The sequence below is a fragment of the Anaplasma marginale str. Florida genome, from assembly GCF_000215485.1.
Taxonomy (GTDB): Bacteria; Pseudomonadota; Alphaproteobacteria; order Rickettsiales; family Anaplasmataceae; genus Anaplasma; species Anaplasma marginale.
Window position 1 is genome coordinate 1 of sequence record NZ_AFMS01000021.1, and the last position, 11828, is coordinate 11828.

The 11828-nt window shown below is 50.8% G+C and carries 8 protein-coding genes and 1 pseudogene; all 9 read left to right on the top strand.

The window, feature by feature from the left end; genetic code table 11:
• Window positions 1-256 (top strand): annotated as a pseudogene (locus tag GAC_RS00645) (NADH-quinone oxidoreductase subunit N); the annotation flags it as partial.
• A 22-nt stretch (window positions 257-278) separates the two neighbouring features.
• Window positions 279-1460 (top strand): 1-deoxy-D-xylulose-5-phosphate reductoisomerase, encoded by a 1182-nt coding sequence (gene dxr / locus GAC_RS00650; protein WP_010264810.1) that lies wholly within the window; start codon window positions 279-281, stop codon window positions 1458-1460.
• A 124-nt stretch (window positions 1461-1584) separates the two neighbouring features.
• Complete coding sequence (locus GAC_RS00655; protein ID WP_241760093.1) at window positions 1585-2961, top strand: TRP75-related protein; 1377 nt, start codon at window positions 1585-1587, stop codon at window positions 2959-2961.
• A complete protein-coding gene (gene ispG / locus GAC_RS00660; protein WP_010267785.1) occupies window positions 2961-4229 on the top strand; it encodes a flavodoxin-dependent (E)-4-hydroxy-3-methylbut-2-enyl-diphosphate synthase in 1269 nt (422 codons plus the stop codon). Before GAC_RS00655 ends, ispG begins: the two co-directional genes overlap by 1 nt.
• Window positions 4230-4368: 139 nt before the next feature.
• Window positions 4369-5109, top strand: a complete 741-nt coding sequence (gene tatC, locus GAC_RS00665; protein ID WP_010270164.1) for a twin-arginine translocase subunit TatC — start codon at window positions 4369-4371, stop codon at window positions 5107-5109.
• A gap of 229 nt (window positions 5110-5338) precedes the next feature.
• Window positions 5339-8452 carry an efflux RND transporter permease subunit gene (locus GAC_RS00670; RefSeq protein ID WP_010267784.1) on the top strand — a complete coding sequence of 1038 codons (3114 nt, stop codon included), beginning with the start codon at window positions 5339-5341 and terminating at the stop codon, window positions 8450-8452.
• A gap of 88 nt (window positions 8453-8540) precedes the next feature.
• Window positions 8541-8738 (top strand): hypothetical protein, encoded by a 198-nt coding sequence (locus GAC_RS00675; protein ID WP_010267782.1) that lies wholly within the window; start codon window positions 8541-8543, stop codon window positions 8736-8738.
• A gap of 225 nt (window positions 8739-8963) precedes the next feature.
• Entirely contained in the window at window positions 8964-10511 is a 1548-nt protein-coding gene (gene nusA / locus GAC_RS00680; protein WP_010267781.1) for a transcription termination factor NusA, read from the top strand.
• A 21-nt stretch (window positions 10512-10532) separates the two neighbouring features.
• Window positions 10533-11828, top strand: a 1296-nt coding sequence (locus tag GAC_RS00685; RefSeq protein WP_241759974.1) for a GTP-binding protein, incomplete at its 3' end; no start/stop codon positions are given.

Genomic DNA, 11828 nt, shown 5'->3' on the forward strand with positions numbered 1-11828 from the left:
GGTCGTGGCTTTCCCGTACGTTCTGCTTGTGTGTGCAGTCGGGATTGTACCATGCTTTTACTGTTTTCGTATCGCTAGGGTGGTGTACTTTGATCAACCGGCAATGGGTGCTGGGCATCCAGCGCTTCCGCACCACTTGGGCCTGACCGTTATTGCCGTTGTTTGTATGTTGTTGAGCGTCATTGCCTTGTTTTTGGCCCAGTATTTTGATATCCTGTTCCAGGGCCTGGTGTGGGTTTTTGGAGGGCGCACTTAGGTCGAACGGTTGAGTGCTTCATATGGGTCGGAAGAGAGTTTCTGTATTTGGTTCGACTGGGTGCATAGGGCAGAAAGCAGTTCAGATTTTGCGCGACAATCCTGATGACTTTGAAGTTGTGGCCCTAGTTGCTAAGCAAGATGCACACTTACTGGCATCGCAAGCTAGGCTGTTGAGCGCGAACATGGCTGTTGTAGCTGAAGATGCTGCGTATGAAACGCTTCGGGAATTGCTTCGTGGTACTTGTGTTGAGGTAGGGGCGGGTACAGCCGGCGTTATGGATGCTGCGTCTCGGGATGTGGACAGTGCGGTGATGGCTATAACAGGTATAGCCGCTTTGCATCCGGTCATCCGTTTAATAAAATCAGGCGTGAAGTCGATTGCTTTGGCGAACAAAGAGAGTGTGGTCTGCGGGGGTGAACTGCTCATCAATGCGGCCAAGCAGACGGGTGTCAATATCGTTCCTGTAGATTCCGAGCACAATGCCGTGTTCCAAATATTAGCTCATGACGGGTGCGTTGCTAGGGTTACGTTGACGGCCTCTGGAGGGCCGTTTTTGCGATGGACCAGAGAGCAGATGCAGGCTGTAACGCCCAGCGACGCTCTTGCGCACCCTGTATGGAAGATGGGCCGTAAAATCTCGGTTGATAGCGCTACTATGGTTAACAAGGCGTTGGAAGTTATAGAAGCACACTACCTTTTTTCGCTGGATCCGGACAGCATTGACGTAACAGTGCATCCCGAATCTGTGGTGCACGCTGTGGCTGCATACCCCAACGGAACATCCATTTCCCTCATGTCCGTACCAGATATGGGCATACCCACGCTACACGCGTTGTACTGGCCCCAGAGTGCAACCGTATGCGGAAGCACTCTCGATCTGGCATCTTATGGTAAGCTAACGTTCATGGAGCCCGACCTCGAGCGTTTTCCTGCGCTTGGTTTCGGCTTTGAAGCGCTTCGCTCATCTAAGCCTCGCGCTGCATGTATAGCACTCAATGCTGCGAACGAGGTTGCAGTGGAAGCATTCTTAAATTTCGAGATTGCGTTTTTGGATATACCCAACATTATTATGAGTGCGATGGACAAACTTGCATGCTGTGAGGTCAACTCTATCTCAGAAGCGGGTGAGTATGACCTAATATGTAGAGCAAGAACTAGGGAGATTTGCGATACACTAAAAGTTTCTGAATTTATTCGGTGACAGTGCAAGCTCGCGTGCCTTTTGTATGATAAGTGTTGTGCTGCTGCGAGTAATAATGTATGTAACGCGTGTGGGTACGTTCGTACGTGTGTAGTGGATGTCTCGCGCGTCTGGCGTGGTGAGTGTGTCTAGTACGTGGTATGTTGTGTTAGCTTCATCGGTTGGTTCCATGTCAAGGTTAGTGATTTCTTTGTTGGGTTTGGCGTTGTTTGTGACTTCGTGCGGTGAGAGGTGCGTGTTTGAGATGGGCAGGAACTACGTTCCTCCGTACAATCCGGGTGGGGAGCTCTTCGATGAGGATGAGGACTTTGCCCAGTCTTATGAGGTGTACAAGCAGCGTAGGGAAGATGTTCTGGCGGATGCTGGCTCTGGTGCACGGGAATTGCGCACTGGGGGCAAGGGGGCCTCTGAGGGGCCCGTTAGTGGCCGTTCTGGTGTCCGGAAGCGTGATGTTGTTGAGAAGCTACGCGAATATGGCGCGGTTCCCTTAGACAGAGTGGAAGGCAGCGGCGGTGGTATGATAAACAAGGAGGGAGTGGATCTCGCCCGGGTTGAAGGTGCGAGGTTTCTGAATGTGGATCTAAAACCCGGGGATGAGGCGCTTGAGAAGTCAGAGGCACGTACACCCGCGCCTGAGGGCGGGAAGCGTATGTCCACCCCGTCCAAGAAAAGTGGCCTTCTTGGCGCCAAGTCGACAGCTCAAAGCGGGGGCGCGTCCGGCTCGCCTGCTGCCGGTATTAGCTCAAGTGGGAAGGTTTCTGTGAGCAATGTTAATCCCCCTGCCGCGGTTGGGCCTGATGCCAAGGGTCTAGGCGCCGTTCCTACGGTGTCAAGCAAGGAGGAGAAGGGTGGTTCTTCTTCGGCTAAATCCACCTCGGCTGGCAAAAAAGCCGCCGTTAAGCACCTTGAGGATACCAAGAAAAAGCTGTCTGCCGCGGCTGATTCCACTAAAAAGCGTGGTGGCGATAAAAAGATTGCGAAAGGGAGGGGTACTGAAAAATCTGGTGGGAGCTCAATTGAGGCCGCGCCCGTACCTGTAGATGGGGTTCCAGTTGCACCTTCCTCTACCAGCAACAAGGAGGAGCCCTTTGCTGCGCCGCTGGTGGAGCCAACTTCCAAAAGCAAAAAAGCGGCTCTTCCCGCAAGAAAATCAGATGGGGGTGCTGCCAAAAAGTCTGCAGGTTCTGCAAGAGATGGTTTAACCCCGGTGGAGAAGAGCGCATCTACCAAAGCGTCTAATAAGATTAAGCCAGATAGGATTATGCAGCTTGACGGTGGGCAGCCTACCGAGAAGACTGGTGAAGAACAAGCTAAGAGGCCCACTGAGCAGACCGGGGGTGATGTCCGCAGTAAGTCTGGAGCGGGCGCTGCTGGAGGTGGGGGAAAGGAGTTGTTGGCAGTGACTTTCTGGATTCCTGGCGGTTCGACGACGACGAATATGCAGATGACTACGTCATACAGTACATGGACTAGCGGGTGCTTCCGTGTGGGAGGGGCCTAGTGGTTGGTTGTCGTGCCGCTTCTGATGCAGCGGAGTTTGAGTCTGTTGTTGGGTCGTCACGTGTAGCGCGGGTCAGCTGTGCGGTCAGAGTGGGCAGGGTTATTATAGGTGGTGGCAGCCCTGTAGTAGTGCAGTCTATGGCTCTTGGGGGTTCTGGGAGCCTCTCTTCAGATCTGGAAGAGATTCTCTGTCTTGCGAAGGAGGGGTCTGAACTCATCAGGGTTGCCATAAATTCTGAGGAGTCTATAAAAAGCATTCCAAGGATTGTTGAGCATTTGGTCAGCCATGGCTTCGATGAAAAAATGGTTGTTGGTTGCGGCCAATATGAGGTTGCAGACCTGCTGAATAAGTATCCGGACGATGCGGCGTTTCTTGGGAAAATAAGAATCAATCCAGGAAATGTAGGTTTTGGCGACAAGAGAGATAGGAATTTTGAATCTGTCATAGAATACGCCATAAAGCACGATATTCCGGTCCGTATAGGAGTCAACTGGGGGAGCCTGGATAAGGCCTTGATAGGCAAACTTATGGATGATAACGCATCCCTAGCGAGTCCGTACCCGGATAACGTGGTGATGAGAAAAGCCTTGGTGACGTCAGCCCTCCAGAGCGCTGAGCTTGCTGAACGAATAGGTCTTCCACGCAACAAAATAGTGCTTTCCTGTAAGACCAGCAAAGTGCGTGACCTGGTGGCAGTGTATTCTGCCTTGTCTGAGTCTGCCGACTACGCGCTTCACCTGGGATTGACCGAAGCAGGTACTGGATTGAAAGGCATAGTCAGCAGCACAGCCGGGATAGCACACCTTTTGCTCATGGGCATAGGTGATACCATCAGGGTGTCGCTCACATCCACTTCCAGGGAGGATAGGGCACAAGAGGTTAGAGTGTGTAAGGAAATTCTACAATCTTTAGGCTTGCGGTTTTTTTCTGCCCAAACAACTTCCTGTCCCGGTTGTGGGCGCACAAATTTTCCTTACTTTCAAAAGCTTGTAAGCGGAGTTAATCACTACATAGACAGGCGCATGCAGGTTTGGAAAGTGAGTAACCCCGGNGTAGTGAATATGACTGTCGCTGTTATGGGGTGTGTAGTCAACGGGCCCGGTGAGAGCAAGCACGCGAATTTGGGTATTAGCCTTCCTGGAAATGGGGAAAGGGAGGTTGCTGCCGTGTATGAAGACGGTAGAAAGCTCTGCACGCTCCATGGTGAAAACGTGCTCGGGGAGTTTCTCGAGATAGTTGAGTCTTACGTGCACCGGAAGTACGGTTAGGAAACATGGTCGGGAGCGATCGGTCTATCACAGGTGGGTAGGTCGGGCTGTATATGGCCGTGCTGCCGCGCGGACTGCTTGGTAAATCCCGTCAAGTATGCAACAATTCCCCGATACTCTTGCAATTGTGGTGCGTCCAATGGATACGGGTAAAATGTCGCTATCGGGGCATTTTTGCGAACTCCGGAGAAGAATTGTATTCTCCGTCGTGTGTTTTATCGGAATGTTTATTGTCTGCTATCTGTTCTCCGATAAGATATATGAGTTCCTGCTAGTCCCTTTGGTGGAGCTTGCAGGCGATAATGAAGACTTTTCTCTGATCTACACAGGCCTCACCGAAGCCTTTTTTGTGTATGTGAAAGTAGGGGCAACTGCTGCGCTGTTTTTTTCATTTCCCATTTTTACCTGGCAGCTTTATATGTTCCTTGCTCCGGGCCTGTACAAGGAGGAAAAAAGGGTTTTGCTGCCGTATCTAGTGGCCGCGCCAGTTCTATTCGCCGCCGGTGCGGCTATGGTGTACTACTACATATTCCCGCTGGCATGGAAATTTTTTATGGGTTTCGAGAATAGAGATGCCTCAGTCGGTGTACCCATAGACTTCATGCCATCTGTGAGCGAATATCTAGATTTAGTATTGCAACTGATGTTTGCCTTTGGCATGGCATTCCAATTGCCCGTAATACTCACCATGATGGCCAGAGTGGGCCTAATCTCATCCAAAACTTTGGCGGGAAAACGCAGGGTCGCAATTGTGGCTATATTCACTTTGGCTGCAATTTTGACGCCCCCGGATGTGATAAGCCAGATAGGTTTGGCAATTCCTATGTTGCTGCTGTACGAAGCCTCTATACTCGCCTGTAGGTACATTGAACGCAGGTAGGAGGACGAGTTTGTGTGCAGAATTCAGCAGTTTTGTCAGTAGAAAACTTACATTCAGCATTGGTTGCCCGTTATAGGGGGTTATATCTTCCTGGAATTTGTGCTAGTTATATAGACGATGTTCACCACTTTTTGGTGTGTTGTGAGGGGGAGTGTGCAGAATGACGCACTTGAGCTCCGGCTGCAAGCCCCTCAGGTGCGTGGTATGTTGACGGAACGGTGTAGTTGTTGTGAGTAAGATTTCAGGGTTCTTTTTGGAGAAGAGTAGGTTTACCCTGTTCGTTTTGTTTGTTATTTCCGTTGCCGGGGCGTATTTCTACTATAAGCTGCCACGTGAGAAAATTCCTGGGGTTAAAGCTCCGATTATTAACGTTACCGCCGCTATGGAGGGTGTGCCAGCAGAGCTCGCCGAGGTATTGTTGGCTCTGCCCATTGAGAGAGAGATACGATCGGTTACGGGAGTTAAGAAGGTTGTCTCTGTAGTGCGGGACGGTGTTGTCAGCATGGTGCTTGAGTTTAATCATGGTTCGGATATCAAGGCCGCTGTGGAAGACGTCAGAGCCCGGCTTGATGTGGTGCGTCCAAAGCTTCCCAGAAATGTTACCTCACTTTTGGCTGAAGAGCGGAATCTTGGTTTGCTGCCCGTACTAAGTGTGGCTGTTGCTGGGGATTTACCGACCAGGTCTTTGTGCTCTGTGGCACGTGAGCTAAAGTACAGGATTGAAGCTCTGGGTGATGTTTTTAAGGTAAATGCCGTTGGTCTGCGTAAGGATGTTGTGGAGTTGGACCTGGTTCCAGAACTTATGGAACACCACGGAATACAGCTAACAGATATGGTGCAGGCGATAGCAAGAAACCACGCTTTTGTAGATTATGGTGTGCTTGAATCGGAGGTTGGTAGCCATAAAATAAAGGTCAATGGCCTATTGGACAGCCGGAAACAGATTTTGGATGTGGTACTAAAAACGCGCGGTGATGCCGTGGTCACCATCGGCAATGTTGCAAAGGTGAAGCTGACTTTAGAGGACGCGAAAGAGTTTGCCAGAATTAATGGGCAACGGTGCATTGTATTGGAAATCTCCAAGAAGAACGGGAGCAATATTTCTGAAGTTGTTGGGCGCGTTACCGCCCTGTTGAAGGGTGCAAGTAAACTCCTGCCGGAAGGGGTGTCGCTGCCTTTTATCCAGGATCAGTCCCAGGAAGTGTCAGCCATACTGCATGAGCTTGAAAACACAGTGGCATTTTCGGTGCTACTGGTGATGTTGGTAATGATGGCGTTTATGGGCGTGCGCACAGCCGTTTTGGTTGCGCTTTCAATACCAATTTCCTTCCTGCTGGGGATTGTTGTCATATACGTCATGGGCTACACACTCAATATCGTAATACTGTTCACCCTAATCATGGTCGTGGGGATGTTGGTGGATGATGCGATAGTAGTGAGCGAGTATGCAGATCGGAAGATGGTATACGGGCTGGATAGAACGTCGGCGTACAAGTTGGCCTCCTGCAAGATGTTTTGGCCTATAGCCTCGTCTACTATGACTAGGCTGGTTGTTTTTATCCCCCTGCTGTTTTGGCCTGGAATTATTGGTGAGTTTATGAAGCACATACCAGTGGTTTCAATCTCCACGTTGGTGGGATCTTGGATTATGGCCATAGTATTCACTCCAGTGTTAGGCTCAATGTTTGGTAAGCCTTCGGCAACATCCGAGGAAGACGTATCTAGGATCAATGCGATAGAGGATTTGGATATCAGCAAGCTAGGCAGTGCGACGCGCTTGTACGCTAGGGTGCTGCGTGTTGTGCTTGATCACCCAAAAAAGTTCGTGTGCACCACCGCCGGGGCTTTGATGCTAGCTACGATAGCGTATTTCACGGTAGGTCCCGGGATGGAATTCTTTCCTGAGATTGAGCCTGACCGTGCCGTCATAGAAGTGAAAAGCGACAGCAACCTTTCGTTGCAAGAAAAAGATGAAATAATTAGATGCGCCGAGGAAAAAATTGCGGGCGTGGGTGGGATTAGGCTTCTCTATGCGCTGGTCGGGCACGGCTTGGATGATCCATGGAACAGCAGGGTGATTGGTGCAATTAACATCGAATTTCAGGACTGGTACCTACGCAAAAAATCCACCGTGCTGCTGAAGGAAATTATGGAGCGATTGCAGGATATTACCGGGGTAACGTTTGACGTCAAGAGCGATAGCATAAAGCCAAACAAGGGTAAGCCGCTGGAGGTGAACCTAAGGGGTGAAAGTGTTGAGGATCTGGAAGCCGCTGCCAATATTCTAGTATCTGCGATGGGAGAGTCTCAAGGTTTTACTGGGGTCACTCGCGACAACTTGCTTACGGGAGCGGAGTGGAGTGTTGATATCAACAGGAAGAAAGCAATTTCATTTGGTGCGGATGTAGTATTGGTGGGGCAGTTCGTCAAGTTGCTCACCAGTGGTACCATTGTGGGTAAATATTACCCAGAAGGCGCCAAAGATGGCGTAGATATTCTGGCCAGGTTTCGTGAGGGAGACAGATCACTTAAAGGGTTAGACCGCCTGTCTATAAATACCGTGCACGGGGCCGTTCCCGTCTCCTATTTTGTTGAAGAAAAAGTAAGGAGTGGAGTGGATGTAATAAAACGAGTGGACGGATTAAGGTCACTTACCATATATTCCAACTTGCTGCCGGGGCGTCTTATGAGTGAACGGGTGGAGTACCTAAAGGGTATTTTAGATGAGCAAGTTGGCTCCGATGTTACGGCTAGTTTTCTTGGGGACATCGAAAGCCAGGAAGAATCCAGGGAGTTTTTGATAACCGCATTCTGTCTAGTTTTGCTTCTGATGGTGTTAGTATTGGTAGGCGAGCTGAACAGCTTCTACTACGTCGCAGTGGTGATGACCGCGGTGTTTTTATCCGCCACGTGCGTATTTTTGGGGTTTTTGGTTACCTATAAGGCATTTGGGGTTGTCATGGGCGGGGTTGGTATCATCGTGCTTTCTGGTATAGTGGTGAATAACAACATATTGCTTGTGGATGCTTACCGAGAAAATCTTGAGACGTTGCAAGACAGAAAAGAGGCCATATTGAAATCTGCGCTCTCCAGGTTGAGGCCGATATTTTTGACTGTTATCACCGGGGTTTTGGGCCTGCTGCCCATGGCTTTGAGGGTAAGTATAGATTTTCTAGGTAGGCGAGTCCTGTATGATTCCCCATCCAGCCAAATGTGGTTTGAATTGTCTACCACGACTTCCGTAGGGCTACTGCTTGCCACGGTTATCACGCTGTTGTTCACTCCAGCAATTCTGATATTGGGTGAAAAGAAAGGAGAAGTTGCAAAAGTTGAAGCGAGCTAGGAGGATTTGCGGTGGTGCCGGTACAGGAACTGCTCGCTGTTGGTGGTGCGAACGTTCTAGTGGCTGTTGGACGGCTTGCGCAGGTTAGATGCTGGACGGCAAGTGCATGTTGGGACGTAGCAGAACTTTCTGGCACAACACGCAGTGTCCGGAAGTAAGGGGCCGGGAGTGCCTCTTCGGTGATAGCGGAGATGAGCGCGATGCCAGCTGGAGGCGCGTCTCCAAATCGTTGCACGGCGGCGTTGCAATTGTGCCGGCGGCAAGCGTGCAGGGCGCTACTCGCTAGGGCAGCCAGGTGGTTAATGTTCCTGTATATTTCGCAGGCAGCAAGCGGGATGGTCCTTATGCGGTTCTATGGCTGAGATACCATGTCTTGTTTCTGTTTTTCAGGGTGGAGAAATGTCTTGACTCAAATTGGCCTCATAAGTAGAATCGCCGTGGCGTGTTGCGTAAAAGCGCCGCTTCTACCATCAAGGTGTAATAGGCGTTTCGGGCTCGTGCAAGGGGTTTTATGGTGAATCTGTATAATTTTGATAATCTAGAGCTGATCAGAGTTGCTCGGGATGTTGCGGAGCAGAAGGGTCTGAATCTGGAAATGGTGGTAGATGCAATAGAGCAGGCTTTGGAGCTTGTGAGCCGCAGCAAGTATGGTGACTGTAAGATCAAGGCCTCAATAGACAGAAAAACGGGTGTGGTCTCTATCTCCAGGCAGGCTCTGGTGGTCAATGATGATATGAGCTTTGACAGCGAACAGTACGGTATTCCGCCTGGTGAGGTAAGCAAATACAAGCTGGTCAAGGTTTCTGATGCGGTTGCTGATGGCAAGGATGTAAAGGTTGGCGATATCTTGTTCGAGCCGTTGCCTCCTGTGGATGTTGACTATAACTCTGCCAAAGTTGCGAGGCAGAAAGTTGCGCAGCTGATAATGATCCAGGAGCGCAAGCGCCAGTATGAGGAGTTCAAGGACCGGGTTGGAGATCTTGTCTACGGGGTCGTCAAGCGGGTCGAGTACAACAACGTGGTGGTTGATCTCAACGGTAGTGAGGGGTACCTGCCTGTCTACAACACCATAAGGGGGGAGGTCTTCCGCCCAAATGATAGGGTGAAGGCCCACGTAGAAGAGGTGCGGCAAGAAGAGCTGTCTGGTCCCCAGATCTTTCTTTCTAGGGTCAGCAAAAGGTTCATGGAGCTCCTGTTCAAGCAGGAGATACCTGAAGTATACGATGGGATAGTGTCCATAAAGGCGCTGGCTAGGGACCCTGGTTCTAGGTCGAAGGTGGCCGTTTTCTCCTCAGACAAAAACGTGGATCCTGTGGGTGCGTGCATTGGTGCGCGGGGTGTGAGAATACAAAATATAGTCTCTGAGCTGCACGGGGAGAAGATAGACGTTGTGTTGTATTCATCAGACCTCGCGAAGTTTGTGGTGAGCGCGATAGCCCCTGCTGAGGTTGTGAAGGTCATCATAGACGAAGATGTGGAGAAGATAGAGCTGGTTGTTCCGGAAAATCAGGTCAGCCTGGCAATAGGTCGGTATGGCCAAAACATCAGACTGGCCTCTGAACTTGTGGGATGGGAGATTGACGTCATTGGGGATGAGACGGAATCTACACGGAAGGCCAAGGAGCTTAGTTCTGGGGCTAAGGTCTTCGTTGATGGGTTGGATGTCGAGGAGATTATAGGGCAGCTGCTGGTGAGCGAAGGTTTTTCCACGATAGAAGATTTGGACAAGGTTGATGTTGCCGAGATTACCGCGATAGACGGGTTTAACGAAGAGATTGCGGTGGAGCTCAAAAAGCGTGCTGCTGAGTATCTGACCCGTAGACGCGAAGAAGCGCTTGAGACGCTGAAAAATATGTCCGTGAGTGAGGAGGTTCTGGAGCTTCCGTATCTGGAGATAGAAGATGTTGTCAAGCTGTGTGAGGGTGGCATAAGAAGCGTGGAGGACATCGCCTCGATGTGTACCGATGAGTTTTATGATATGGTTCCCAAGGCAAGATTGAGTAAAGAGCAGGTGGATTCCATCATTTTGGAGTCTCGCAAGCGAATGGGGTGGATTTAGAGATTTTTCGGGTACTTGTTGATGAGTGATGTTGAGAAGTTTGGAGGAGATTGCGGCTCCTCTGGTGGCAGTGGGCGTCCTACGCTCAAACTTGGTACCAGAGCCTCTACGCTTGCCAAAACACCTACCTCCGCTGGCGGTAGAACCTTCATGACTGTTGAGGTGCGCAGCAGAAAAAGAAAAGCAAGCGGCGCATCTCCTGCTGAAGGTGTGGGCTATGGCACGTCACCCTATACTTCTGATGACAACAGGCAAGGGCAAATTTCCCGGTCTGCTACATGCAGTTTGACCGCAAGAGAGCAGCTTTCCAGAATTAATGCGATACACACGGCAGACAGTATAAGCGCTCAGAAAGAGGCTGCTAAGAAACTTCGGGATGAGGAAGAAGTAGAGGTGGCGCCCCCTGAAGGGGAAAGCGTGGTAGACGAGCCTGACAGCGTGAAAGAACCTGCCGCTGCCGCGGATGCAGTTGCGGACGTGGCTACTCCCGTGCTAGGTGACATCGCCCCCGGTGCCGCGGGTACGCGCCCTGGAAGAGGGGGGCACGACGACAAGGGTAAGAGGTATTCTTACCAAGGCGCTGGCGGGAAGATCAAGGAAAAAGAGGGTGGAGGCGGCGTCAAAAAGGCTGCGGCTTCCCGTGCATCCAGCAAACACATCAAACTGGATATAGAAAATGCCCTGAGTGGCACGGAGGAGAGATATGTCCTCACGGCGTCTTCCAGGCGTAGGGGCGGTTCCAAGAGCGATCGAAGAATATCCAGAGATGTTGTGATTCCTGATGAAATAGAGGTGAAGGCGCTGGCTGCCGCTATGGCAGAGAAGGTGGGGGATGTGTTGCGAGTGCTCTCACACATGGGTATAGAGGCCAGACAGAGCACCGCTATCGGGTCTGATGTGGCGAGCGAAGTTGCGGAAAGGTTCAGTCACCGGCCCAAGGTTGTTAGTAAAATCCAAATGGAGAGGGAACTGTCTGATATTAGCGACAGTGGCCTTACAATGGAGCCGAGGCCGCCAGTTGTGACCGTGATGGGTCATGTGGACCATGGAAAAACCTCACTCCTTGATGTTTTACGGAAGTCTAACGTTGCAGAAAAGGAGTTCAGGGGCATCACGCAGCACATAGGCGCTTATCAGATAGATGTTGATGGTAAAAAGATAACCTTCCTCGATACACCCGGACACGAGGCCTTCTCCGATATGCGTGCCCGGGGTACCAACGTCACTGACATAGTGGTTTTGGTGGTGGCCGCGGATGATGGAGTTATGCCTCAAACCGTGGAGTCCATAAACCACGTTAAGACGGCGGGTGTATCC

Excerpts from the sequence above, each read along its gene's own strand:
- dxr (WP_010264810.1), top strand. The coding sequence starts at position 279 with ATGGGTCGGAAGAGAGTTTCTGTATTTGGTTCGACTGGGTGCATAGGG.
- tatC (WP_010270164.1), top strand. The coding sequence starts at position 4,369 with ATGGATACGGGTAAAATGTCGCTATCGGGGCATTTTTGCGAACTCCGG.
- GAC_RS00675 (WP_010267782.1), top strand. The coding sequence starts at position 8,541 with ATGCTGGACGGCAAGTGCATGTTGGGACGTAGCAGAACTTTCTGGCAC.
- nusA (WP_010267781.1), top strand. The coding sequence starts at position 8,964 with ATGGTGAATCTGTATAATTTTGATAATCTAGAGCTGATCAGAGTTGCT.